20 protein-coding genes are annotated in these 24,524 nt (G+C 73.1%); 7 read left to right on the top strand and 13 right to left on the bottom strand.

The annotated features are described in order from the left end of the window. Window positions 1–163: 163 nt before the first annotated feature. The 9 genes from PSH25_RS18040 to PSH25_RS18080 form a co-directional block, all read right to left on the bottom strand. Window positions 164–1,354, bottom strand: a complete 1,191-nt coding sequence (locus tag PSH25_RS18040) for an acyl-CoA dehydrogenase family protein (protein WP_238660187.1) — start codon at window positions 1,352–1,354, stop codon at window positions 164–166. Further along, window positions 1,351–3,387, bottom strand: a complete 2,037-nt coding sequence (locus PSH25_RS18045; RefSeq protein WP_238660188.1) for an ATP-binding protein — start codon at window positions 3,385–3,387, stop codon at window positions 1,351–1,353. Before PSH25_RS18045 ends, PSH25_RS18040 begins: the two co-directional genes overlap by 4 nt. An 11-nt stretch (window positions 3,388–3,398) precedes the next feature. Further along, the gene (locus PSH25_RS18050) at window positions 3,399–5,000 is read right to left on the bottom strand and encodes an acyl-CoA carboxylase subunit beta (RefSeq protein ID WP_238660189.1); all 1,602 of its coding nucleotides are present in this window, start codon (window positions 4,998–5,000) and stop codon (window positions 3,399–3,401) included. Continuing rightward, on the bottom strand, window positions 4,997–6,193 hold the full coding sequence (locus PSH25_RS18055) for an acyl-CoA dehydrogenase family protein (RefSeq protein ID WP_238660190.1): 1,197 nt from the start codon (window positions 6,191–6,193) through the stop codon (window positions 4,997–4,999). Before PSH25_RS18055 ends, PSH25_RS18050 begins: the two co-directional genes overlap by 4 nt. A 55-nt stretch (window positions 6,194–6,248) precedes the next feature. Then, a complete protein-coding gene (locus PSH25_RS18060; protein ID WP_238660191.1) occupies window positions 6,249–7,913 on the bottom strand; it encodes an acyclic terpene utilization AtuA family protein in 1,665 nt (554 codons plus the stop codon). Next, a complete protein-coding gene (locus tag PSH25_RS18065) occupies window positions 7,910–8,707 on the bottom strand; it encodes a TIGR03084 family metal-binding protein (protein WP_238660192.1) in 798 nt (265 codons plus the stop codon). Before PSH25_RS18065 ends, PSH25_RS18060 begins: the two co-directional genes overlap by 4 nt. A gap of 37 nt (window positions 8,708–8,744) precedes the next feature. Continuing rightward, window positions 8,745–9,350, bottom strand: a complete 606-nt coding sequence (locus PSH25_RS18070; RefSeq protein ID WP_091403316.1) for a TetR/AcrR family transcriptional regulator — start codon at window positions 9,348–9,350, stop codon at window positions 8,745–8,747. A gap of 668 nt (window positions 9,351–10,018) precedes the next feature. Further along, window positions 10,019–10,762 (bottom strand): metallophosphoesterase family protein, encoded by a 744-nt coding sequence (locus PSH25_RS18075; RefSeq protein ID WP_238660193.1) that lies wholly within the window; start codon window positions 10,760–10,762, stop codon window positions 10,019–10,021. 111 nt (window positions 10,763–10,873) lie between these two features. Beyond that, window positions 10,874–11,551: a Crp/Fnr family transcriptional regulator gene (locus tag PSH25_RS18080; RefSeq protein WP_007466162.1), complete on the bottom strand. Its 678-nt coding sequence runs from the start codon at window positions 11,549–11,551 to the stop codon at window positions 10,874–10,876. Window positions 11,552–11,694: 143 nt separating this feature from the next. Here PSH25_RS18080 and PSH25_RS18085 point away from each other — a divergent pair, with 143 nt between their 5' ends. The 6 genes from PSH25_RS18085 (at window position 11,695) to PSH25_RS18110 (ending at window position 17,052) form a co-directional block, all read left to right on the top strand. Next, entirely contained in the window at window positions 11,695–12,402 is a 708-nt protein-coding gene (locus PSH25_RS18085; RefSeq protein WP_238660194.1) for an adenosylcobinamide amidohydrolase, read from the top strand. Between the two features lie 11 nt (window positions 12,403–12,413). Then, a complete protein-coding gene (locus PSH25_RS18090) occupies window positions 12,414–13,592 on the top strand; it encodes a CapA family protein (RefSeq protein WP_238660195.1) in 1,179 nt (392 codons plus the stop codon). 41 nt (window positions 13,593–13,633) lie between these two features. Further along, a complete protein-coding gene (gene nth, locus PSH25_RS18095) occupies window positions 13,634–14,422 on the top strand; it encodes an endonuclease III (RefSeq protein ID WP_372492809.1) in 789 nt (262 codons plus the stop codon). Next, the gene (locus tag PSH25_RS18100; RefSeq protein ID WP_238660197.1) at window positions 14,419–15,120 is read left to right on the top strand and encodes a TlpA family protein disulfide reductase; all 702 of its coding nucleotides are present in this window, start codon (window positions 14,419–14,421) and stop codon (window positions 15,118–15,120) included. Before nth ends, PSH25_RS18100 begins: the two co-directional genes overlap by 4 nt. After that, on the top strand, window positions 15,117–15,809 hold the full coding sequence (locus PSH25_RS18105) for an NUDIX hydrolase (RefSeq protein WP_238660198.1): 693 nt from the start codon (window positions 15,117–15,119) through the stop codon (window positions 15,807–15,809). Before PSH25_RS18100 ends, PSH25_RS18105 begins: the two co-directional genes overlap by 4 nt. A gap of 64 nt (window positions 15,810–15,873) precedes the next feature. Continuing rightward, entirely contained in the window at window positions 15,874–17,052 is a 1,179-nt protein-coding gene (locus PSH25_RS18110; protein WP_238660199.1) for a MarP family serine protease, read from the top strand. A gap of 19 nt (window positions 17,053–17,071) precedes the next feature. Here PSH25_RS18110 and PSH25_RS18115 read toward each other — a convergent pair whose 3' ends face one another. The 4 genes from PSH25_RS18115 to eccCa all read right to left on the bottom strand — a co-directional run bounded on the left by PSH25_RS18115 (window position 17,072) and on the right by eccCa (window position 24,059). Next, complete coding sequence (locus PSH25_RS18115) at window positions 17,072–17,779, bottom strand: phosphatase PAP2 family protein (protein WP_238660200.1); 708 nt, start codon at window positions 17,777–17,779, stop codon at window positions 17,072–17,074. A 37-nt stretch (window positions 17,780–17,816) separates the two neighbouring features. Beyond that, window positions 17,817–18,608, bottom strand: coding sequence for a phosphatase PAP2 family protein (locus tag PSH25_RS18120; RefSeq protein WP_238660201.1), 792 nt, complete (start codon window positions 18,606–18,608; stop codon window positions 17,817–17,819). A gap of 52 nt (window positions 18,609–18,660) precedes the next feature. After that, window positions 18,661–20,001 (bottom strand): type VII secretion-associated serine protease mycosin, encoded by a 1,341-nt coding sequence (gene mycP / locus PSH25_RS18125; protein ID WP_238660202.1) that lies wholly within the window; start codon window positions 19,999–20,001, stop codon window positions 18,661–18,663. A gap of 74 nt (window positions 20,002–20,075) precedes the next feature. Then, window positions 20,076–24,059 (bottom strand): type VII secretion protein EccCa, encoded by a 3,984-nt coding sequence (gene eccCa / locus PSH25_RS18130; RefSeq protein WP_238660203.1) that lies wholly within the window; start codon window positions 24,057–24,059, stop codon window positions 20,076–20,078. 101 nt (window positions 24,060–24,160) lie between these two features. Between eccCa and PSH25_RS18135 the strand changes: the two genes are divergently transcribed. Next, the coding region (locus PSH25_RS18135) for an EsaB/YukD family protein (RefSeq protein WP_238660204.1) at window positions 24,161–24,524 on the top strand (364 nt) is incomplete at its 3' end.

Here is a 24,524-nt window from a genome sequence, read left to right on the forward strand (position 1 = left end):
TGATCGACTCGGCTTTCAGGAAGTCGGGGCGTCGCTGGCCCTCGGACCCCCGGAATCAAGGAAGCCGAGTCGATCTTGCGGCAGGCGGGCAGGCAGGCAGGCAGGCAGGCAGGCAGGCAGGGCAGGGCCGGCAGGCGCGGCAGGCAGGGCGGGCAGTCGGGCGTCAGTACGACTTGTCCTGGCCGAGGACGTGTTGGGCCACGAAGTTGAGGATCATCTCGCGGCTGACCGGGGCGATCCGGCCGGCCCGGACGGCGCCGAGCAGGGTCGCCACCCCGTACTCGGTGGTCATGCCGGCCCCGCCGAGCACCTGGACGGCGGTGTCCACGGCGAGCGCGGCGGCCTCCCCGGCCGCGTACTTGGCCATGTTGCCGGACACCCCGGCCTCCAGGTCGCGGCCGGCGTCGTACAGGGTGGCCGCCTTCTGGATCATGAGGCGGGCCAGCTCCACCTGCACCGCCGCGTGGGCCAGCGGATGCGACACCCCCTGGTGGGAGCCGATGCTCCGACCGCCCCAGACCTTGCGGGTGGCGGTGTACCCACTGGCCCGCTCGATGGCGTACCGGCCGGTGCCGGCGCCCATCGCGGCCACCGTGATCCGCTCCGGGTTGAGCCCGGCGAAGAGCGCCGGCAGCCCGGCGTCCAGCGACTCACCGAGCAGCGCTTCGGCGGGCACCCGCACGTCGTCCAGGTAGAGCAGGAACTGGTTCTCCGGAGACACGATCTCCATGTCCAGCTTGGACCGGGTCAGCCCGGCCGCGTCGGTCGGCACCAGGAACAGCGCCGGCTTCAGCTTCTGCGGAGACGCGTCCGCTGAGCCGCCCGGGCCGTCATCGACGGCGACGCGGGCCACCACCAGCACGTGACCGGCCTCGTCGACCCCGGAGATGTAGCACTTGCGGCCGTTCAGCAGCCAGCCGTCGCCGTCGCGGCGAGCGACTGTGCCGAGCCGGTGGAAGTTGGAGCCGGCCTCCGGCTCGGTGATCGCGAAGACGATCTTCTGGGAGCCGTCGGCGAGGCCCGGCAGGTGCTTCTTGCGCTGCTCCTCGGTGCCGTGCCGGTTGAGCACGGTAGCCGCGATGGCGGGGGAGACCACCAGCAGCAGCAGCGGGCAACCCGCCGCCGCCAACTCCTCGCAGACGATGGCCAGCTCGGTGATGCCACCGCCCCCGCCGCCGTACTCGGTGGGGATGTTGACCCCCAGGTAGCCGAGCCGCCCGGCCTCCGCCCAGAGCTCGGTGGTGTGTTCGCCGGCCCTCGCCTTCTCGACGAAGTAACCGTGGCCGTAGCGGCGGCCGAGCGCCCGCACGGCGTCGCGCAGCTGGTCCTGTTCGGGGGTGAGGTCGAAGGTCATCGGGCTTCCTTATCGTCGACAACGGCCAGCACGGCGCCCGTCTGCACCTGACCGCCGGTCGGCACCGGCAGCTCGGCGACCACGCCGTCGATCGGGGCGAGCACGGGATGTTCCAGCTTCATCGCTTCCAGCGTGAGCAGCGGATCGCCGGCCGTGACCCGCTGGCCGACCTGGACGTGCACCCGGGTCACCACGCCGGGCAGCGGCGCGAGCAGCGACCCGGCCGCCACCGCCGCGGTGGGCAGCGGGAGACGTGGCAGCTCGGTCAGGCTCGCCGCCCCGTCCGGGCCGTCCAGGAAGACAGCCGACCCCACCCGGTGTACGCGGTACGCGCGGCGAACCCCGTCGACGTCGAGCACCACCCGGTCCGGGGTGGCCTCGACCAGCGCCACGGTGGGCTCACCCGCCGACCCGGCGGTGTCGGTCGCTGCCCGCCGCTCGGCGGAGTCCTCGGCGGCCGACGTGCTGGACCAGTCGGCGAGCCGGCCGGTCCGGTCCAGGCGGTAGCGGATCTCGATCTCGTCGCCGTCCGGCCCGACGAACCGGCTGACCTGCGGGACCGCCGGCACGTTGCGCCAGCCGGAGGGGAGCCCGGGAAGCACCGGTGCGGTCGCCCGGCGGTGCGCGGCGCCCGCCAGCGCGGCGGCGAGGGCGGTGAGTGGGACCTGGTCGGCGGGGAGGAGTGGGCTGAAGACCTCCGGGTGCCGGTCCAGGAAGCCGGTGTCGATCTCCGCCGCCGCGAACTCCGGGCTGCGCAGCACCCGGACCAGCAGATCGCGGTTGGTGGCCACCCCGTGCAGCTCGGCCCGGGCCAGCGCACCCGCCAGGGCCCGGGCCGCCTCGGCCCGGGTCGGTGCCACCGCGATCACCTTGGCGAGCAGCGAGTCGTAATGCACCCCCACCACCGAGCCCGCCACCACGCCGGAGTCGAGCCGCAGGCCCGCCCGTTGGATCCAGCCGAACTCGCGGTCCACCCCCGGCACGTCGAAGCGGTGCAGGGTGCCCGTGGCGGGCCGCCAGCCCTGCGCCGGCTCCTCGGCGCACAGCCGTACCTCGATCGCGTAGCCGCGCGTGGCCGGGTAGTGGTGCTGTGCGGGCAGCGGTGCGCCCTCGGCCACCAGCAACTGCATCCGGACCAGGTCCAGCCCGGCCGGAGTGACCAACTCGGTGACGGGGTGCTCCACCTGGAGTCGGGTGTTCATCTCCAGAAAGAAGAACTCGCCGGTCGGTGCCAGCAGGAACTCGACAGTCCCGGCCCCCACGTAGTCGACCGCCCGCCCGGCAGCCATGGCCGTCTCGTGCAGCCGATCACGCAGCCCCGGCGGGAGGTCACCCGGAGCCTCCTCGATGATCTTCTGGTGTCGGCGCTGGATCGAGCACTCCCGGACGCCGAGCACCTGCACGGTCCCATGGGTGTCACCGAAGATCTGCACCTCGACGTGCCGGCCGCGCTCGACGTACCGCTCGATGAAGACCGTGCCGTCGCCGAACGCGGCAGCGGCCTCGCGGCGCGCGGAGGCGACCGCCTCGGCCAGTTCGTCGGCGGTCCGGACGATGCGCATGCCCCGGCCACCGCCGCCGGCGGACGCCTTCACCAGCACCGGGAAGTCCGCGACCTGGTCGGTGTCGGTCCAGCTCGGCAGCATCGGCACGCCCGCCTCGGCGAGCAGCGCCTTCGCCGCCAGCTTGTCGCCCATCGCGGCGATCACCTTGGCCGGCGGCCCGACCCAGGTCAGGCCGGCGTCGGTCACCGCCGCGGCGAACTCGGCGTTCTCGGCGAGGAACCCGTAGCCGGGGTGGACGGCGTCCGCGCCGCTGCGCCGGGCCGCGTCCAGGATCAGGTCGGCGCGCAGGTACGTCTCGGCCGGCGTGGCACCCGGCAGCCGGACCGCCTGGTCGGCCTCGCCCACGAACGGCGCGTCGGCGTCCGCGTCGGAGTGCACGGCGACGGTCTGCACGCCCATCGCGCGGCAGGTGGCGAAGACCCGGCGGGCGATCTCGCCCCGGTTGGCCACGAGCAGTCTGTTGATCATGGGTGGCCCCTCTACATCCGAAAGACGCCGAAGCCTTCGGCGCCCTTCACCGGTCCGTTGTGGATCGCCGAGAGGCATAGCCCGAGGACGGTCCGGGTGTCCCGGGGGTCGATCACCCCGTCGTCGTAGAGCCGGCCGGAGAGGAAGAGCGCGCCGGACTGCGACTCGATCTGCTGCTCGACCATCAATCGCATCGCCGCGTCGGACTCCTCGTCGTAGTCGCGCCCCCGGGCGGCAGCCGCCTGCCGGGCCACGATCGACAGCACCCCCGCGAGCTGCGCCGGGCCCATCACCGCCGACTTCGCGTTCGGCCAGGTGAACAGGAACCTCGGCTCGTACGCCCGGCCGCACATGCCGTAGTTGCCGGCACCGTACGAGGCGCCCAGGTTCACCGTCAGGTGCGGCACCGTCGAGTTCGACACCGCGTTGATCATCAGGGCGCCGTGCTTGATGATGCCGCGCTGCTCGTACTCGGTGCCGACCATGTAGCCGGTGGTGTTCTGCAAGAAGATCAACGGGGTGTCCGAGGCGTTCGCGAGCTGGATGAACTGGGCCGCCTTCTGCGCCTCCGCGCTGAACAGCACCCCTCGGGCGTTGGCCAGCACCCCCACCGGGTACCCGTGCAGCTCGCCCCAGCCGGTGACCAGCGCGTCCCCGTACGCCGGCTTGAACTCGTCGAAGTCGCTGCCGTCGAGGATCCGAGCCAGCACCTCCCGGGGGTCGAACGGCACCTTCAGGTCGGCGCTGGTGATGCCGAGCAGCTCCTCCGGGTCGTACTTCGGCGGCTGCGGCACCGCCGTACGCGGCGACGGGCCCTGCTTGCGCCAGTTCAACCGGCGGACGCACTGCCGGGCCAGCCGGATGCCGTCCCGTTCGTCGGCGGCCAGGTAGTCGGCGAGCCCGGACGTGCCGGCGTGCATCGCCGCGCCACCCAACGACTCGTCGTCGGTGACCTCACCGGTCGCCATCTTCACCAGCGGCGGACCGGCCAGGTAGACCTGTGACCGGTCCCGAATCATGATCACGTGGTCGGACATCCCCGGCACGTACGCGCCACCGGCCGTGGCGTTGCCGAAGACCACGCTGACCGTGGGGATGCCGGCCGCCGAGAGCCGGGTGAGGTCACGGAACACCCGGCCACCGGGGATGAAGATCTCCGCCTGGGTGGGCAGGTCCGCCCCGGCCGACTCGACCAGGTTGACCATGGGCAGCCGGTTGGCCAGGGCGATCTCGCCGGCCCGTCGGGTCTTCGCCAGCGACCAGGGGTTGACCGCGCCGCCGCGCACCGTCGGGTCGTTCGCGACGATCAGGCACTCCACGCCCTCGACCACCCCGATGCCGGTGACCACGCTGGCCCCTACCGGGAAGTCCGAGCCGTACGCGGCGACCGGCGACAACTCCAGGAACGGGCTGTCCGCGTCCACCAGCAGCTCGATCCGCTCCCGGGGGAGCAGCTTGCCGCGGGCGTAGTGTCGGGTCACGTACTTCTCGCCGCCACCCGCCCGCGCCTGGTCCAGCGCGGCGTCCAACTCGGCCAGCCGCTCCAGCAACGCCTTCCGGTTCGCCAGATACGAGGGCGCGGACGGGTCGACCGCGCTGTCCAAGGTGGTCATAGGCCCATGCCTTTCGCGATGATCTCGTTCATGATCTCGGTGGTGCCGCCGCCGATGCCGAGGATCCGCGCGTCGCGGTAGTGCCGCTCCACCTCGGCGTCGCGCAGGTAGCCGAAGCCGCCGTGCAGCTGCAACGCCTGGTCGACCACGTGGTCGCAGGCGGCCACCGCCACGTTCTTCGCCATCGCCACCTCGGTCACCACCGGCTCGCCGGCCGCGACCCGACCCGCGACCCCGTGCACGTACGACCGTGCCGCCTCGGCCCGCGTGTGCATCTCGGCCAACCGGTGTCGGATCAGCTGCCGGCTGGCCAGCGGACGCCCGAAGGTCTCCCGGTCCCGGCACCAGCGCACCGCCAGTTCGACGCAGCGCTGCGCGGTCGCGTACGCCTGGGTCGCCAGCGAGAGCCGTTCCGCCGCGAAGTGCTGCATGATCGCCAGGAACCCGGTGTTCTCCGCGCCGATCCGGTTGGCGACCGGCACCCGCACGTCCGCGAAGGACAGCTCGGCGGTGTCCGAGCAGTGCCAGCCCAGCTTCTCCAACCGGCGGCCCACGGTGAACCCGGGCGACCCCTTGTCGATGACCAGCAGGGTCAGTTCACCGCTGCCGGGGAAGTCGGTACACACCGCGGTGGTCACGAAGTCGGCCCGGTGCCCGCTGGTGATGTACGTCTTCGACCCGTTCACCACGTAGTGGTCGCCGTCGCGGCGAGCGGTCGTGCGGATCCCGGCGACATCCGAGCCGCCGTCCGGCTCGGTGATGGCCAGCGCGCCGATCATCGTGCCGGACAGGGTGGGCCGCACGTACCGCTCGATCAGGCTGTCGTCACCCGGGGGCGAGACACCGCCGAGCCGACCGCCGAGCGAGCCACCGGTGCGGGCACCGGCCGCCGCGACCATGTGCGGCAACGCGATACCGTGCGTGAACAGGGCCGCCACCAGCCCGGACGAGCCACCGGAGCGGATCAGCTCCTCGGTCACGATGATCGAGTCGAGCAGGTCACCGCCGCTGCCGCCGACCGACTCCGGGAAGCCGATGCCGAGCAGGCCGAGCTTCGCGGCGGTCGCGTGCAGCGCCCGGGGCACCTCGCCGGCCCGCTCCCAGTCGTCCAGGTGCGGCAGCACCTCCCGGGTCACGAACGCCCGGGTCAGCTCGCGCAGTTGCCGGCGCTCCGGAGTGTCCACCATGCTCACTGCGCCTCTCCTGTTCCCGACTGCGGGGCTCGCGGGAGCGGCTCACTCCTCGCGCTCACTGCGCCACCTCGGCGGGTAGGTCGACGATCCGGGCGCGCAGCAGCTCGCCGAGCGCCTTGGCCTGCGGGTCGAACCGGGTGGACGCGGCCACCCCCGCGCCGAGCAGGCCCTCGATCACGAAGTTGACCGCGCGCAGGTTCGACAACTCGTAGCGCCGCACCGACAGTGGCGCGGTCTCCGGCAGCAGCTCGGCCAGCCGCTCGACGGTCAACCAGGTCCGCAGCCAGGCGTACCCGGCGTCGGAGCGCACCCAGACCCCGAGGTTGGCGTCCCCGCCCTTGTCCCCGGAGCGCGCGCCGACCACCTCGCCGAGCGCCCCGCGCCGGGTCGGGCCGTCGACCGCCGCGTCGCCGCCCGGGGCGGACTGGTCATGCGAGATGGGGGAGGTGCGGATCGGCGGGGCGATCGGCACCCGCTCGCCGCCGGGCAGCACCGCGACGTGCGCCACCGCGTCCTGCCGCACCGCGTCGGCGGTGAAGACGCCGTACGGTGTCGCGTCACCGGGCAGGGTGGTCAGCGTGCAACCCGGATACGAGGCCAGGGCCAGCTCCACCGCGGCGGCCGAGAAGGCCCGCCCGGCCCGCGCCTTGTCGCTGTCCCGCAGGTGTACGTGCAGCAGGGCGCTGGCCGCCTCGGTGTCGGCGGCGTCCGGATGGTCGGTCCGGGCCAGCGTGAACTCCAGCCCGTCCTTGCCCACCGCCTCCTCGACCTGGCCCCGGACCAGGGCCGCCTTCGCCTCGATGTCCAGCCCGCAGAGGACGAACGTCATCGAGTTGCGGAAGCCGCCGAGGTTGTTGACGCCCACCTTCAGCGTGGGCGGTGGCGGCGTGCCCCGTACGCCGGAGACCCGGACCCGGTCCGGCCCGTCGGGGTGCAGCGTCACCGTGTCCAGTCGGGTCACCACGTCCGGCCCGAGGTAGGACGGCCCGCCGATCTCGTAGAGCAGCTGGGCGGTGACCGTCTCCACGGTGACCGCGCCGCCGGTGCCGGAATGCTTGGTGAGCACCGATGAGCCGTCGGCATACACCTCGGCGATCGGGAATCCGGGCCGATGACCGCCGTCGGGCAGCTCGGTGAAGAAGCTGAAGTTGCCGCCGGTGACCTGTGCCCCGCACTCGACGAGGTGCCCGGCGACGGTGGCCCCGGCCAACTCGTCGAGGTCGTCGCGGCCCCACCCGTACCGGGCGATGGCCGGGCCGACCACCAGAGACGCGTCGGTGACGCGACCGGTGACCACCACGTCCGCACCGGCGTCGAGGCAGGCGGCGATCCCGAACGCGCCGAGGTAGGCGTTCGCGCTCAACGCGTCCGGCCGCTGGATCTTGTCGCCCTCGACGTACCCGACCCGGGCCGGCAGGCCGAGCCGGTCGGCGAGCTTCTCGATGGCGGTGGCCAGGCCGGCGGGGTTCAACCCGCCGGCGTTGGTCACGATCCGCACCCCGCGGTCGAGGGCGGTGCCGAGGCAGGTCTCCAGTTGCCGCAGGAACGTCTTCGCGTAGCCCAGGTCGGGGTCGCGCAGGCGGTCCCGGGCGAGGATCAGCATGGTCAACTCGGCCAGATAGTCGCCGGTCAACACGTCCAGCTCACCGCCGTCGAGCATCTCCCGCCAGGCGGTGAACCGGTCGCCGTAGAAGCCGGAGGCGTTGCCGATGCGGATCATGCCCGTACCCCGCTCCGGCCGGCCGGCATCCGGCCGTCACCCGGCGGCCCGGCGAAGGCCTGCGCCACGTCGAGCCATTCGTCGGCGACCGGCCCGGTGGCGACAAGTGCGAGGTCCGCGCGGTGTCGGCGCTGGGTGACCAGCAGGCAGAAGTCCCGAGCCGGGCCGGTGACCCGGTCGGCGGCGTCCGCCGGACCCCAGCTCCAGGTGTCGCCGCCGGGCCCGACCAGCTCGACCCGGACCGGCGCCGTCGGTGCCTCCCGGCCGTGCGCGGCGAAGCCGTGCCCGAGGGTACGCACACCCAGGTGCGCCACGTGCCGGAGTCGGTCGCTGTCGGGGCGGACCACGTCGAGGGCGTCGGCCACGTCCGCGCCGTGCGCCCAGGTCTCCATGATCCGGGCGGTGGCCATCGAGGTGGCCGACATCCGGGTGCCGTACCAGGGCAGCTTGCCGCCGGCTGGAACGGCGGCAAGCGCGTCGACGAGCGCCGTTCGCCCGGCCCGCCAGCGGGCGAGCAGTTCGGCTGGCGGGGCGAGGAACTCCTCGGCGCCGACGTCGACGAGTCGGGTCACGTCCGACGCGGCGGTCACCGTCGCGTAGAACGCCTCGGGATCGGTCGCGGCCAACAGCGCGACGTGGTCGGTCCAGGCGAGGTGGGCGATCTGATACCCGATGCTCCAGCCCGGGGCGGGGGTCGGCCTCGCCCAGTCGGCTGCGGGCAGTGGCGCCACCAGGGCATCCAGCTGGGCGGACTCGTCGGCCAGGTCCGTGAGCAGGTCGCTGAGGTCGACCATGGTGCCTCCGGTCGGTGGTGGCCGGTGCGGCCGGCGGTCAGGGCGTGAGCAGGGTGGCGAGCTGGCGCTTCCAGGTGGTCAACAGGGCGGCCCGGCGGGCGGAGTCGTCGCTGAGCAGGTTGGCCACCCCGAGCCCGCGGAGCAGATCGAGCGTGGCCTGCACCGCCTCGCGGACGCCGGGTCGACGCTCGTCGACCCCGAGCAGGGCGACGGTGAGCCGGTGCATCTCCCGCCCGACCGTCGCCTCCAGCGGCACCAGGGCGTCCCGGAGCTCCCGATCGGTGCGGGCGGCGACCCAGAGCTCGAGCGCGGCCACGAACAACGGCCCGGTGAACGCCACGGCGAGCAGGTCGACCACGCGGTCCAACCGCTGTGGTCCAGCCGGGAGCGCCTCGGCCTCGGTGCGCAGCTCGTCGGCCCGCCGCTCGGCCAGATGCGCCACGGCGGCCGTCACCAGCGCCGCCTTCGTCGGGTAGTGATGCAGCTGCGCCCCCCGCGAAACACCGGCCCGCGCCGCGACGACGGTGGTCGTGGTGCCGGACCAGCCGTGCTCGATCAGACAGTCGACGGTCGCCTCCAGCAGCCGGGCCTGGGTGGCGCGGCTGCGTTCCTGCTGAGGGACACGCGTCGATGCGGTGGGCACGGGGACAGCCTGGGGCCTGGGAAACAAACAGTCAAGACTGACTTTTTCTAGATGGTGACGGTGCGGTGGGTGTGGTGGCTGCGACGGGTGGGGGGTGCGGCGGGTGGGGCGGGTTGGGCTCGCGGTGGGGCGGGTTGGGCTCGCAGTAGGGCGGGGTTGGGCTCGCGGTAGGGCGGGTTTGGGCTCGCGGTGGGGCGGGGATGGCGGCGGCGCACGAGATGGTTCGGGCGCGCTGGCCCGCTAAGGCGGGCGCACGAGTGGTTCGGGTGCGTTGGTCCCGCTATGGCGGGGCGCACGAGGTGGTTCGGGTGTGCTGGTCTCGCTTTGGAGCTGATGTCACAAACGAATCGCCCCTAGACCTTGCCCTTTCGACCTTGCCCCTCGACCGCACCTGCTGACTTCACCCGTCGACCTCGCCCGCCGATCACCAACGGCTGATGCCGCAAACGATTCAGCTCCAAAGGCTCCCTAACCCGTATCCCGGAGGCCGCCCGAGCAGCGTCCGCTGCCGCTGACCGGCGTTCCGGCTGCCGCCCAGCGGCGAACCGGCTGCCGCCCGAGCAGCGTCCGGCTGCCGCCGACCGGAGGTAAGGCTGCCGCCCAGTGCAGGTCCGGCTGCCGCCCAGCGGCCGTCGCGGGAGCCGCTCAGCGGCGGTCCGGCTACTCGCTCAGCGGCCGTCGCGGGGCCCGAAGACGGCCAGCGCGTCGGCGTCGCTGTGCTGGGAGCGCAGGTACTCGTCGGCCCAGGCGGCGGCGTCGGGGAAGGTCGACTCCGCCGCTACCCGGGCGCAGGCCGCGTCCACGTCGAAGGCGGTGCGGCGCAGTTGGACGCCCGGCCCGAGCAGCGCCCACCACGCGCCCGCGCCCCCGTACGGCATGCCGATGCTGCCCGGGTTGACGACCAGGCGCCGGTCGACCAGCCGGGTGAAGGGCATGTGCGTATGACCGCAGACCACGGTGGAAACCTCGGCGGGAAGATCGTCGAACACCTCCGCCCAGCGCGCCATCCGGGAGTCGACGAGCACGACCTCCTCGTCATCGCGGGGTGTCGCGTGGCAGAACAGCGTCGGCCCGAGGCCGTCGATCTCCAGCGTCGCCATCGGCGGCAGCGCGGCGAGCCGGGCCACCTGGTCGTCGCGCAACTGCTCGGCCGCCCAGTTCGACACCTCGATCGAGGCCGGTCGGCCGGCCCGGGCCTCGACCAGCTCGCGGTCGGCATTGCCGCCCACCCAGCACACCCGGTCGCCCAGGTCGGCGAGCACGTCCAGCACCTCGACCGGTTGTGGGCCGGCGGCGATGTCACCGGTGAGCACGATCAGGTCGGCGGTGGCGACGTCCGGCTCGGCCAGTACGGCCTCCAGCGCCGGCAGGACGCCATGGATGTCGGAGAGCACGGCAACACGGTTCACCATGGCCTCAGCCTCACCGCTGACACCGCCCCGAGGCCAGCGTTTCTGCGCCAGGCAGATCGCAAACGTCCCCGCCTGCGGCCGGTGGCGGCAGGCGGGGACGTGCGGTGCTGCTCAGACGCGGGCGCGACGGGCCAGGCGCTCCGGGTCCAGAATGATGATGCTCTTGCCGTCCAGCCGCAGCCAGCCGCGCGAGGCGAAATCGGCCAGCGCCTTGTTGACGGTCTCCCGAGAGGCGCCGACGAGCTGGGCGATCTCCTCCTGGGTGAGGTCGTGGGTCACCCGCAGAACGCCGCCGTCGCGGGTGCCGAAGCGGCCCGCCATCTGGAGCAGGTTCTTGGCGACCCGGCCCGGCACGTCCGTGAAGATCAGGTCGGCGAGCGAGTCGTTGGTCCGGCGCAGCCGCCGGGCGAGCACCCGGAGCAACTGCTCGGCGATCTCCGGGCGGTTGTTGAGCCACGGCCGCAGCGCCTGCTTACGCAGCCGCACCAGCCGGGTGTCGGTCACCGCGGTGGCGGTCGCCGTACGCGGACCCGGGTCGAAGAGCGACAGCTCACCGACCATGTCCGACGGCCCCATCACCGCGATCAGGTTCTGCCGGCCGTCCGCCGCGCGGCGACCAACCTTGATCTTCCCGGACAGCAGGATGTAGAGGCTGTCACCGGGCTCGCCCTCATTGAAGACGATCTCGCCCTTACGGACTTCGATCGTCTCCATCTCCTTGGCAAGCGCCTCGGCAGCTTCCGGGTCAACACCCTGGAAGATCCCGCTGCGGGCCAGTACCTCGTCCATTGCGCACCTCCGGTTGCGCGTGCCGTCCGTCGGCCGGGGCCGCCGTCCGCTGATCCCCTCGCGCGCCGCCAAGTCTAGGCGCACGTGAGCATGAATCAGAGGTCGCCCCTGGAATCTTGATCGGTGGGCGTAACCTGCCCGACGTGCTGAGCGAGCCGATTCTGACCAGCCGTGCCGAAGACGGGCGGAACGTTCCGCTGCTCGTCTGGCGCGCGGACGTGCCCCTGCGGGCGATCAGCAGTGGCCCGCTGGGCGGTGGCATCGGGGTTCGGCGGTGGGTTCTGAACGCGACCGTACCGATGTCGTACGACCGGGAGGACCCCGCGGCGCACCTGGCCTCGCTCGCCGCTGAGCTGGCCCTCGACGGGCCCGGGGTTGGTCTGCTGACCGGCGTCGATGTGACCGAGGTGGTGGCGCGGACCGACACCGGGGTGCGGGCCTGGGTGACGGTCGGGCTCGGCACGCCGGTGCCCGCGGCCGCGCCGATGCCTGCCGCGCTCGCCGAACGCGTCGGCACGGTCAACATCGTGGTGTACGTGCCGGCCCGGCTCGCCGACTCGGCACTTGTCAACGCGGTGGCCACCGCCACCGAGGCGAAGACCCAGGCGATCACCGAGCTGGGGGTGCCGGGGACCGGCACGCCCACCGACGCGGTCACCGTGCTCTGCCCGGCGGACGGGCCGGAGGCCGCGTACGGCGGGCCGCGCTCCACCTGGGGCGCTCCGCTCGCCCGAGCGGTGCACGCGGCGGTGCTCGCCGGCGGCGCTCGGCCGGTCGTGCCGTGGTCTGAGCAGCTCAGGAGCGCAAAGTCCAACCGATCGGCTGTCGTTGGCGAGTTTAACGACCGGTAGGGTCGCGGGCGATGTATGCTCCCGCCCCCCTCGCATCCCGCCCGCGTCGCCGCGTCGCCCTCGGCCTCGCCGCACTGCTGGCCGCCCTCCTCGTGGCCGGCTGCGCCGACTCCGGTGGCGAAGCGCCCGTCTGGCAGCCCGGCGCGGGAGGCGGTGGCACCGGTGCGCCGGTCTCCACGGCCGGCCCGAAGGCCACCGGGCCGGCATCCTCCGGTCCGGGTGGCGCGATCTCGCTCTCCGCCACCGGCGACATCATCATGGGCAACGCGCCCAGTCGGCTGCCCGCCGCCGGCGGCAAGGGCTTCTTCAACTCGGTCACCGAGGCGCTCAAGGCAGACCTGGTGATGGGCAACCTGGAGGAGCCGCTGACGGTCGACACCGGCACCGGCAAGTGCGGGGCCAACTCCACCCGCTGCTTCCAGTTCCGGGCCCCACCGGAGTACGCCGCGCACCTGCGCGACGCCGGCTTCGACGTGCTCAACCAGGCCAACAACCACGGCTACGACTACGGGCCCAAGGGCTACGAGAACACCCAGAAGGCACTGCAGAAGTACGACCTGGAGCACACCGGCGCACCGGACGAGATCACCGTGGTCGACGTCAAGGGCGTCAAGGTCGCGGTCGCCGGCTTTTCGTCGTACGTCTGGTCCAACAGCCTCGTCGACATCGCCAAGGCGAAGGCGGTGGTCGCCAAGGCCGCCACCATGGCCGATCTGGTCGTGGTGCAGGTGCACATGGGCGGCGAGGGTGTCGACAAGACCCGGGTGAAGCCGGGCACCGAGATGTTCCTGGGCGAGAACCGGGGCGACCCGGTGAAGTTCTCGCACGCCATGATCGACGCCGGCGCCGACCTGATCGTCGGGCACGGCCCGCACGTACTGCGCGGGATGGAGTTCTACCAGGGGCGCCTGATCGCGTACAGCCTGGGCAACTTCGCCGGCGGCGGCAACTCGCTGAGCAACGACGGTCGCCTCGGCTGGGGCGGGGTGCTGAAGGTGTCGCTCAAGCCGGACGGCAGCTGGGCCGGCGGCTCGTTCACCTCGACGTACATGAACTCTGCCGGCAAGCCGACGATGGACCCGGACGACCGGGGTCTGGGCCTGGTCACCGAGTTGAGCCGCGCCGACTTCCCGAAGGGCGGCGCTCGGCTCGACGGGCAGGGGAAGATCTCGCCGCCGACCGGCGGCTGACCCGAGCAGGACCGTCCGGGGTGCGACGTAGGCTGACCGTCGTGACCAGTAGCCCCGCCGGTGCCAGCGAGACCGATCTCGGGCGCAAACGCCGTGCCCGCAAGATCGGCCGGGTGCTGACCGAGACGCACCCCGACGCGCATTGTGAGCTGGACCACTCCAACGCTCTGGAGCTGGCCGTCGCGACGATCCTGTCCGCGCAGTGCACGGACAAGAAGGTCAACGAGGTCACCCCGAAGCTCTTCGCCCGCTATCCGAGCGCTGCCGCGTACGCCGCCGCCGACCGGGGCGAGATGGAGGAGCTGATCCGGCCCACCGGCTTCTACCGCAACAAGACCGACTCCTTGCTCAAGCTCGGTCAGGCCCTCCTCGACAGGTACGACGGCAGGGTCCCGGGTCGCCTCGTCGACCTGGTGACGCTCCCCGGCATCGGCCGCAAGACCGCCAACGTGATCCTCGGCAACGCGTTCGACGTCCCGGGCATCACCGTCGACACGCACTTCCAGCGGCTGGTCCACCGGTGGCGGCTGACCACCGAGACCGATCCGGTCAAGATCGAGCACGCGATCGGCGCGCTGTACGACAAGCGCGACTGGACCATGCTCTCGCACCGGATCATCTTCCACGGGCGGCGGGTCTGCCACGCCCGTAAACCAGCCTGCGGGGCGTGCACCCTCGCGAAGCTCTGCCCTTCGTACGGCACCGGCCCGACCGAGCCGGCGGCCGCCGCCAAACTGCTCAAGGGCCCTCGGGCGCGCGACCTCGCGGTGGCCGCCGGGGTCGACCCGGAGTTGGTGCCGGCGCAGGCGATCACGGCGGAGGTGCCGTGAACCGCCGCCTCGCCCTCGCCGTCCTGCCGCTGCTGCTGGCCGTCACCGGTTGCACCAGCGGCACGGCCGACGACGAGCCAGCCCCCCGCCCGGCCGCAGCTGACCGTCCATCCCCGTTCCGGGACTGCGCCGCGCTGAGCACGGCACCCACGGCCGCGTCGCCCGGCTCCGGCTCGGCGACTCCCGCGTCGCCCGGCTCCGGCTCGGCGACCCCCGCGTCGCCCGGCACGGCCGCTGACGGTACGTCCGGCCCGACGGACCGCGCCGGTGGCGGGTCGGCGCTGCCGGAGCTGACGCTCTCCTGCTTCACCGGCGGCACCCCCGTCGTGCTGCGGGACGTGGCCGGGCCGGCAGTGATCAACGTGTGGGCCTCCTGGTGCCCGCCGTGCCGCAAGGAGCTGCCCGCTTTCCAACGCCTCAGCGAGCGGGCCGCCGGTCAGCTCCAGGTGGTCGGGGTCAACAGCCGGGACAGCCGCAGCGGCGCCCAGTCCATCGGTGAGGACTTCGGCGTCCGGTTCCCGATGCTCGTGGACCAGGGTGAGGCGCTCCAGCGCGAGTTGAAGCGCAACGCCATTCCGTTGACCCTCTTCGTCGCCGCCGACGGTCAGGTCCGGCACATCGACGCCAGCGGCGCTCTCGACGACGCCAAGCTCGCCACGCTGGTCCGCGAGCACCTCGGCCTGGCGGTGGCAGCGTGACCCGTCGGCCACCCGAGTGGATCGAGCCGTTGCTGACCCGGCTGGGCACCGCCCGCGCCGAGGACTTCACCCGGCTGACCACCCCGGCCGAGGGCGGTCGGGAGAGCGCGGTGCTGGTGCTGCTCGGCGAGCAGCCCGGCGCGGGTCCCGACGTGCTGGTCCTGCAACGGGCCGCCACCCTGCGCAACCACGCCGGCCAGCCGGCCTTTCCCGGCGGCGCGGCCGACCCGGAGGACGCCGACGTCCGCGCCACCGCCCTGCGCGAGGCGAACGAGGAGGTGGGCCTCGACCCGGCCAGCGTGACCGTGCTGGCCGAGCTGCCGAAACTGTGGATCCCGGTCAGCGACTTCGTGGTCACGCCGGTGCTGGCCTGGTGGCACGACCCGCACCCGGTGCACCCCCGGGAGCCGGCCGAGGTGGCACACGTCGCCCGCCTGCCGGTCAGTGAGCTGGTCGACCCGGCCAACCGACTGCGGGTCCGCCACCCGAGCGGCTGGATCGGGCCGGCGTTCTCGGCGCGCGGGATGCTCGTCTGGGGCTTCACCGCCGGGGTGCTCGCCACCCTGCTCGAGATGGGCGGCTGGGCCCGTCCGTGGTCGCGCGGCCGGGTGATGGAGCTTCCGCCGACCGGGGCGACCCCGGCCCCGTCCGCCGGCACCGACGAGGCTGACGAGAACGCCCTGCGCTGACCGCATGGTCACCATCCGCAAGCGCTGGTCATCCGGCGGGCACACTGCCCGTACGCTTGACCCCGTGTCCGTCGTGGATCTCGTCCTGCTGCTGCTCATGCTCGTGTTCGCGATCAGCGGATACCGCCAGGGTTTCGTCATCGGCGTCACGTCGTTGTCCGGCTTCTTCCTGGGTCTGCTGCTGGGCCTCCAGCTCGGGCCGCTGTTCGCCAGACAGTTCGTGGACGCCGGCACCCGCGTGCTGATCTCGCTCGTGGCCATCTTCGGGCTGGCGGTGGTCGGGCAGGCACTCGCCGGTTGGCTCGGCTCGCACCTGCGTAAGACGATCACCAGCGACGTGGGCAAACGGATCGACGACGTCGGTGGGGCGGTCGTCTCGCTGTTCGCGGTGCTCCTGCTCGCCTGGCTGGTCGCCGTGCCGCTCGGTTCGTCCTCGGTGCCCTGGCTCGCCGCCTCGGTCCGCAACAGCGCGTTGATCACGGTGGTCAACCAGGTCCTGCCGGAGCAGGCCCAGCAGTTGTCCACGGCGCTGGAGGACACCGTCGACACCGACGGTTTCCCGGACGTCTTCGGTGACCTCGCGCCCACCCGGGCCCGGCAGGTCGACCCGCCGGACCCGGCGCTGGCCGGCTCGCAGGTGGTGGTCAGCGGTCAGCAGTCGGTCGTCAAGGTGCTCGGCTCCGCGCCCAGCTGCTCACGTCGGATCGAGGGTTCCGGCTTCGTGTACGCGGACGACCGGGTGATGACCAACGCGCACGTCGTGGCCGGCACCCGCTCGGTCGCCGTGGAGTTGGGCGGCGAGCGGTACGACGGCAAGGTGGTGGTCTACGACCCGAACCGGGACCTGGCGGTGCTGCTCGTGCCCGGGCTGCCCGGGCCGTCCCTGCGGTTCGCCGCCGGCAACGCGGGCAGCGGCTCCGACGCCATCGTGCTCGGCTTCCCGCTCGACGGCCCCTACAACGCGCAGTCGGCGCGGGTCCGGGACGTCGACCGGATCAAGGGCCCGGACATCTACTCCGCCACCGAGGTGACCCGGGAGATCTACACGATTCGCGCGCTGGTGCGTAGCGGCAACTCGGGTGGCCCGCTGCTCTCCGCCAACGGCCTGGTGCTCGGCGTGATCTTCGCGGCGGCGTCCGACGACCCGAACACCGGCTTCGCGGTGACGGCGGCCGAGGCCCGCCCGGTGGCGTTGGCCGGGGCCGAACGCAACCGGCAGGTCGGCACCGGCGAGTGCACCTGAGCGTCCCTGCGGGGTCGGCTCAGCTCTGGGCCGGCAGGGGGCGACGCCCGACGGTCGACAGCTTCGCCCGTCCCCACCGCAGCCCTCGGTCCAGCACGGCACGGGCCATGATCGCGACGCACGTGCCGCCGTTGAGGAAGGACGCCACCACGTCGCTCGGGTGGTGCATTCCCCGGTACATCCGGGTCAGAGCCACCCCCAGCGGCACCATCAGCAGCAGCGTCCACCAGGCGACCTTCGCGCCGGTGCTCCGTGCCCGCAGCGCCATCAGCACGGCGATGCCGACGTAGAGCGCCACCGCCGCGGAGGTGTGCCCGGACGGAAAACTCGACGTCGGTGGCGAGACGTCCATGTGTTCCACCGCCGGCCGCCGCCTGTCGATCGCCAGCGTGGTCAGCAGGAACACCAGCGCCTGGGCGGTCACCGCCGCGCACAGGAACAGCGGCTCGCGCCAACGCTTCAGCCAGAGCCGCAGCGCCAACGCCACCAACACGGTGACCACGACGATCATCTGGGTGCTGGCCAGCGTGCTGAACACCAGCGAGATGTTGTTCCAGTCGCCGGTGCGGTCGGCGGCCAGTTCCCGGTTCACCGAGTCCTCCACGGTGAACGGCCAGGTCCGGGCGAAGACCCGGGTGACCAGCACCCCGAGCAGCACCATGAGCCCGAGCAGGAGGGACACCGGCAGCAGTACCCGCCGGACGATCTGGACCACGGTCTCGGACATGGGTGGGCCAGTACCCGGTGGGCCTCGTCGTCACTCCTCAGGCCGCTCCCGGGTGCCGCTCGACTTCGGGCGCGATGCCGTCGCGGGTCGGCCGGACCGACCGGAGACCGGTGTGCGCCCGCCAACTGGTGAAGGCGGCGGTGGTGGCCGCGACCACCGCCACACCGAGCAGCCACCCACCCACCACGTCGCTGGTGAAGTGCACGCCGAGTGCCACCCTGCTCAGCCCGGTCACCACGGTGAGCAGCACCGCCGCGACCCAGAGCGCGGCCCGCGCCGCCCCCCGCCCGGCGTACGGAACGAGCACCAGCAGCAGCACCCCGGCGGCCAGGGTGGCGTTCAACGCGTGCCCGGAGGGGAAGGAATAACCGGCGGCCCGGGCCACCGGGTCCAGCAACTCCGGCCGGTCCCGGCCGACCAGCAGCTTGAGCAGCGGACCGATCAACCCGCCGACGACCATGGTGGTGGCCGCCCAGAGGGCCAGGCGGCGGGCTCCCCGACGCAGCAGCCAGACCACCAGCAGCAGGGCGACGGCGCGCAGCGGCATCGGTGCGAACACCTCGGTCCAGACCCGCATCAGCACGACCCAGGCCCGGTGGTCCTGCGCGTAGCCGTGCAGCGCGTCGGTGACCGCAGTGTCCAGCCGGTGCAGCGGTGCCCAGGCGCCGAGCACCAGCAGTGTGAGCAGCGCGAAGGGCACCAACACCAGGAAGGCCGCCGTCGCGGCGAGCGTGAGCCGCAGCCCCAGCGCGTGGTCCGGGTCGAATCGGCGGTGCCGCCAGGACGGCTGGCCGGTGGGGGCGAGGACGGGCGGCCGATGCGTACTCATGGGTCCGTTCTACCCGGCCGGGCGGCCGGCCAGGCCTACCGGGCGGCCGTGATCAACGGGTCCGCTGGCGGAGCCGGCGGACCATCAGGGCCGCACCGCCGACCAGAGCGACGAGGAGTACGACAGTGGTCCACAGCTGCTCCGGCGCGGACGTGTCCTGTCCGCCCGCCGCCCGAGCCGTCCACCGGCTCTGCTGACCGGATGCGGCGAGACCGAGTGGGTCACTGCCGGCACCGGCCACCGGACCGTCGTCGACCGAGCCGGGCGCCGGACCGAAACCGGTCACGCCCGGCGACGTCTGGTCGTCCAGCGGGTTGGCGGTCACCGGCGGCACCTGGGCGGTCAACGCGGCCACCGGGTCGACCACCCCGTACCCGAAGCGGTCGTCGCGCCCGGTGGGGCCCACGTCCCGGGCGGTGGCCAGCAACCGGTTGACCACCTCGCCCGCGGGCATCTGCGGATAGCGGGACCGGACCAGCGCGGCGGTCGCGGCCACCAGTGGGGCGGCGAAGCTGGTGCCCTGCACCCGCCAGTACCCGCCGGGGGGCTTGGCCCCGACCAGCCCGCTGGCGGGAGCGGTGAGCACCGTCGCCCGGCCGGTTATCGAGCCGGACCACAGGTTGTCGCTGCTGCGTTCGAGGCCGGCGACCGCGATCACACCCGGCTCCCGAGCCGGGTACCAGACCTTGGTGCTGGTGGAGGTGGCGAGGTTTCCGGTGCAGGCGACCACGACCACGTCCCGGACGAACGCGTAGTCCAGGGCGGCGGCCAGGGCCGGGCTGTCGCCGCTGCCGCCCAGCGACAGGTTGATCACGCGGGCGCCGTTGTCGACCGCCCAGCGGACCCCCTGGGCGACGATCAGCGCGTCGTCGTAACGGTTCTCCTCGTCGAGCACGCGGACCGGCAGGATCCGGGCGTCCGGTGCCAGGCCGACCACGCCCCGCTTGTCGTCGCTGCGCCCGGCGATCAGACCGGCGACCGTGGTGCCGTGACCCACCGGATCCGGGCCCGGAGCGCCGCCGGGGGCGACCAGATCCTTGCCGGGCAGCACCTGGCCGACCAGATCGGGATGCGTGCCGTCCACTCCGGAGTCGACCACCGCCACGGTCACGCCCCGGCCGGTCGAGCTGCGCCACGCCGTCTCGGCCTGCAACTCGTCGAGCTGCCACTGCTCGTCGCGGACCTGGTCGGTGCGGGCGATGGTGTCACCGGGGGCGAACGCCATCGGCGCGCCGGCGAGCTGTCCGCCGTTCGTGGGCGCGGCGACGGGCACGGCTGCCGCGGTCGGGGCCACGACGGCGAGCGCCGCGGCCACGCCGAGCAGCGCCCGGCCGGTCGCTCGTCGGGCCGCTGACGGACCGCTGTACCGCACCCCAGTCACATCCCCAGCCATTCATCCCGACGGAACCATGACGATCGGAGATTACCGGTTTCCCCACCCGTCACGGGAAGAACCGGCGAGTCAGGTCATTGCGGCGGCAGTTGCGCCAGCTGAACGAGGCGTACGCCCTCGCGCCGGGTGACCAGCCGACCACGCCCCGGCGGCAGCGGTCCGGGTCGCACCGGCCCGACGAGTGCGCCCTCCTCGGGGCTGCCCGCCATCACCAGGCCGGCGGTGGACAGCTCCCGCAGACGCTGCACGATCGACTCGTACTGTGCGCGACCCGCCCCACCGGACCGGCGGGCCAGCACCAGGTGCAGCCCGATGTCCCGGGCGTGCGGCAGGTGCTCCTCCAGTGCCCGCAACGGGTTCGCCGGCCCCGCTGCCACCAGGTCGTAGTCGTCCACCAGCACGAACAGCTCCGGCCCGGACCACCAGGACCGGTCCCGCAGCTGCTGCGGGGTGACCTCCGGCCCGGGGGCCCGCCGCTCCAGGTAACCGGCTGCCGACTCGACCAGGTCGGCGGTGTGTGCCGCGGCGGTGCCGTACCCGATCAGGTGCGGCGTCTCGATGGCGCCGAGCAGGCTGCGCCGGTAGTCGACGAGGATCACCCGGGCCTGCTCGGGAGTGAACCGGGTGATGATCGACGTGGCCAGCGCGCGCAGGAACGACGACTTGCCGCACTCCGAGTCCCCGAAGACCACGAAGTGTGGCTCGGTGGCGAAGTCGAGCAGCACCGGGCGCAGGTCCGCCTCCGCGATCCCGATCGGCAGCCGCAGCCCGGTCGTCGAGGTGAGGTCCAGGTCGGCGTACGGCAGCACCGGCGGGAGCAGCCGTACCCGCGGCGCCGGGGGACCCGCCCACCCGTCGGCGGCCCTCTTGACCAGGTCGGCGGTGTCCCCGCCGGCGGCACCGAGCTGAGGCAGTGCGGTGAGGAAGTGCAGACCCTCAGCGGTCACCCCTCGGCCGGAGCGCTCCGGTACGTTCGCGGCGGCGCGTCGGGCCACCAGCGAGTCGGCGGGGTCGCCGAGCCGCAGCTCCAGCCGGGAGCCGAACAGGTCCCGGATCGCCGGCCGGAAATCCAGCCAGCGAAGCGCGGTGGCGACCACGTGCAGCCCGTACGACAGACCCCGGGTGGCCAGGTCGGTGACGAGTGGCTCCAGGTCGTCGTACTCGCCGCGGATGGTGCTCCACCCGTCGATCACCAGGAACACGTCGCCGTACGGGTCGGCGCCCGACTGGCCAACCGTCCCCGCCGCCGCTCGGCGCTGCCGGTACGCGGCCATCGACTCCACGCCCAACTCGGCGAAGCGGCGTTCCCGGTCGACCAGCAGGGTGGTCATCTCGCCGACGGTGCGTCGTACGGCGGTCGGGTCGGCGCGGCCGGTCACCCCGCCCACATGCGGCAGGTCGCGCAGCGCGGTCAGCCCGCCGCCACCGAAGTCGAGGCAGTAGACCTGCACCTCGGCCGGTGTGTGGGTGAGCGCCAGCGCGCAGATCAGCGTGCGCAGCGCGGTGGACTTGCCGCTCTGCGGCGCACCGACCACCGCGACGTGCCCGGCGGCGCCGTCCAGCGCCAGCCAGAGCAGGTCCCGGCGCTGCTCCAACGGTTTGTCCACGACCGCCATCGGCACGCCGAGTGCGCCGTGCAGCTCCGGGTTGCCCACGGTGAGCCCACGCTTCGGGTGCACCTCGACCGGACCGAGCAGCTCGTCCAGGGCCGGCGGTTGACCGAGCGGCGGAAGCCAGACCTGGTGCGCCGGCGGGCCCTGCCCGACGAGCCGGTCCACCAGCAGGTCGAGCAGCGTCCTGCTGCCCTCCTCCTCCGGCACGACGGGCGCGACCGGGGCTGCCGGCTCGGGCACCGGTACGACGTGGGTGGTGAAGGTGAGCAGCCGCGCGCCTCCCTCGGCGGCGACCCCGCCCGGCACGGCCCGACGGCGGACGGCACCGGAGACGTATGCGGCCTTGAAACGGGCCAGCGGGTCGGTGCCGGCGCGCAGGTAGCCGTGGCCCGGCGAGCGGGGCAACTCGTGCGCGTCCGCCACACCGAGCACCGTCCGGGACTCCAGGGCCGAGAAGGTGCGCAACCCGATCCGGTACGAGAGGTGGGTGTCCAACCCGCGGAGCCGGCCCTCCTCCAGGCGCTGGCTGGCGAGCAGCAGGTGCACGCCGAGCGACCGGCCCAGCCGGCCGATCTGCACGAACAGGTCGATGAAGTCGGGCTTGGCGGAGAGCAGTTCCGAGAACTCGTCGCAGATCAGCAGCAACGACGGCAGCGGTGCGAGAGGGCTGCCGGCCGCCCGGGCCCGCTCGTAGTCGCGGACGCTGGCGAAGTTGCCGGCGCGTCGCAGCAGCTCCTGACGGCGGACCAGCTCCCCGTTGATCGCGTCCACCATGCGATCGACCAGGGGCAACGCGTCGGCCAGGTTGGTGATCACGGCCGCGGTGTGCGGCAGCCGGTCGAACGAGGTGAAGGTGGCGCCACCCTTGAAGTCGACCAGCACGAAGTTGAGCTGCTCGGAGCTGTGCGTGGCGGCGAGCCCCAGCACCAGCGTGCGGAGCAGCTCGGACTTGCCCGAGCCGGTCGCCCCGATGAGCAGACCGTGCGGGCCCATGCCGTCCTGGGCGGACTCCTTGAGGTCCAGCTCGATGGCGCCGCCGTCCACGCCCACCCCGATCGGCACCCGCAGCCGGTCCCGTGCCGAGCGCGGCAGCCAGCCCTGTTCCGCCGTGAAGCTCTCCGGGTCACCGAGACCGAGCAGCTCAGGAAGGCCCAGGTCGGCCTGGAGTGGGGCGTCCGGCCCGCGTGCCGCGCCGGCGAGCCGCAGCGGCGCCAACCGTCGGGCGACCGCCTCGGCGTCGGCCAGGTCCAACTGGTCGGCGGTGCCCACCTCGGCGTGCCCGTCGGACGACCACGAGTGCAGCCGCCGGCCGTGCAACTCCAGCAGCAGCGCGTACCGGTCCAGCAGTCGGGGCGGCGGGGTGTCCAGGTCCAGCACGGTGACCGCGTCGATGCCACCGTCGCCGGTCAGGTCACTGGCACCGGTCAGGTCGCCGCCGTCGAGGACCACCACCACGTGCGGACCGTCGGTGGCCGGACCGGCCGGGCTGAACCGGGACCGGGTGGCCAGCACGTCGGCCAGCAGCGACTCCAGCTCGGCGGCGGAGCTGGTGACCAGCCGTACCGGGCCGAGCGCGTCGGTGCGGCTGGGATGGTGGGCGTGCGGGAGCCACTTCACCCACTCCCAGCAGGCGCGGCGCTCCGGCCCGGCGCAGACCGCGACGACCAGCTCGTCGGGGGCGTGGAAGACCGCCAGCTGGGTCAGTACGGCCCGGACCAGCGCCTGCGCCGCCGGGTCGCCGGTGGGTGGCCCGCCGGTGGTCGGGGTGGTCGCCCGGCCACGGCCGGCGGGTCGCACGTGCACCCGGGCGAAGCTGCGCAACGACAGCGCCACCGGCAGGTCCGGCACCACGGAGTACGCGTCCAGGAAGCGGCGGAGCGCGCCTGCGGTCATCGGCTCAAGCTCCTCCAGCGGCCGGGTGACCGGTGGAACGAGCGGGGTGGCCAGGGTCTGCGGCCCGACGGCGACCCGCACCACCGCGAAATCCGGGTCGGCGGGACGCCGCTCCCAGACCCGGTGGCTGTCCACCGTCGACCAGAGCCGGCCCGGATCCGGGTGCCGGTAGTAGAGCCCGGCCCGTTGCTGGCCCGCGGTCCGCCGGACCCGCCGCCGCAGCGTGGCCAGGTGGCGCAGGTACTCCCTGCGGGCGGCCATCATCTCGGACTTCTTGGGGGTGCCGGAGGCGCTGCCCCAGGACGTCACCAGCATCGCCAACGAGGAGAGCCCGAACATGCCGCCCACCACGTACGAGTAGGCGCCACCGCCGCGGCCGAACATCATCGCCATCGCCACCGTGCCGCCGAGCATGGGCAGCAGCATGAGCATCTGCTGCCAGCGCCCGCCGGTCACCACGGGGATCTCCGGCGGTGCCTCGACCGACAGCTCACCGGCGGGGATCTCCGGCGCTGGTCGACGCGGCGGGCGCTTGATGACGACGGTGGACACTCGGCCTCCTGACAGCGCTGGGTAACCCGAGCCTGGCTCATGGTAGGTAAAGTCCTGTCGTCCGCGCAGCCTCCGATCCCCCTCGATATGGAGACAAGTCGATGACTACCGGGCTGGCACGCGTCACCATCAGCGCGCCGCAACGACGGGTGGACGTCGCCCTGCCGGAGCAGGTGCCCCTGGCTGAGCTGCTGCCCGACGTGCTCCGGCACGCCGGTGTCGGGCTCGCCGACGACGGCGAGCAGCACGGCGGTTGGGTGCTCCGCCGCACCGACGGGGCGTTGCTGGTGACGGCACAGGCGCTGCTGCCGCAGGGGGTCCGCGACGGAGAGGTGCTGCACCTCGTACCGGCCCGCGCGCACTGGCCCGAGTTGGAGTACGACGACGTCATCGAGGCGATCGCCGAGGGTGCTCGCCGCCGCGGCGGTGCCTGGTCGCCCACCGCCACCCGGGTGGCCGGTTTGG

Source organism: Micromonospora foliorum, from assembly GCF_022229015.1.
Classification (GTDB): Bacteria; Actinomycetota; Actinomycetes; order Mycobacteriales; family Micromonosporaceae; genus Micromonospora; species Micromonospora foliorum.

Coding starts and splice junctions, on each gene's coding strand:
- PSH25_RS18050 (WP_238660189.1), bottom strand. CDS start 5,000: ATGACCACCTTGGACAGCGCGGTCGACCCGTCCGCGCCCTCGTATCTG.
- PSH25_RS18120 (WP_238660201.1), bottom strand. CDS start 18,608: ATGAGTACGCATCGGCCGCCCGTCCTCGCCCCCACCGGCCAGCCGTCC.
- PSH25_RS18090 (WP_238660195.1), top strand. CDS start 12,414: ATGTATGCTCCCGCCCCCCTCGCATCCCGCCCGCGTCGCCGCGTCGCC.
- mycP (WP_238660202.1), bottom strand. CDS start 20,001: ATGGCTGGGGATGTGACTGGGGTGCGGTACAGCGGTCCGTCAGCGGCC.
- PSH25_RS18060 (WP_238660191.1), bottom strand. CDS start 7,913: ATGATCCGCATCGGCAACGCCTCCGGCTTCTACGGCGACCGGTTCACC.
- PSH25_RS18040 (WP_238660187.1), bottom strand. CDS start 1,354: ATGACCTTCGACCTCACCCCCGAACAGGACCAGCTGCGCGACGCCGTG.
- PSH25_RS18115 (WP_238660200.1), bottom strand. CDS start 17,779: ATGTCCGAGACCGTGGTCCAGATCGTCCGGCGGGTACTGCTGCCGGTG.
- PSH25_RS18045 (WP_238660188.1), bottom strand. CDS start 3,387: ATGATCAACAGACTGCTCGTGGCCAACCGGGGCGAGATCGCCCGCCGG.
- PSH25_RS18080 (WP_007466162.1), bottom strand. CDS start 11,551: ATGGACGAGGTACTGGCCCGCAGCGGGATCTTCCAGGGTGTTGACCCG.
- PSH25_RS18075 (WP_238660193.1), bottom strand. CDS start 10,762: ATGGTGAACCGTGTTGCCGTGCTCTCCGACATCCATGGCGTCCTGCCG.
- PSH25_RS18065 (WP_238660192.1), bottom strand. CDS start 8,707: ATGGTCGACCTCAGCGACCTGCTCACGGACCTGGCCGACGAGTCCGCC.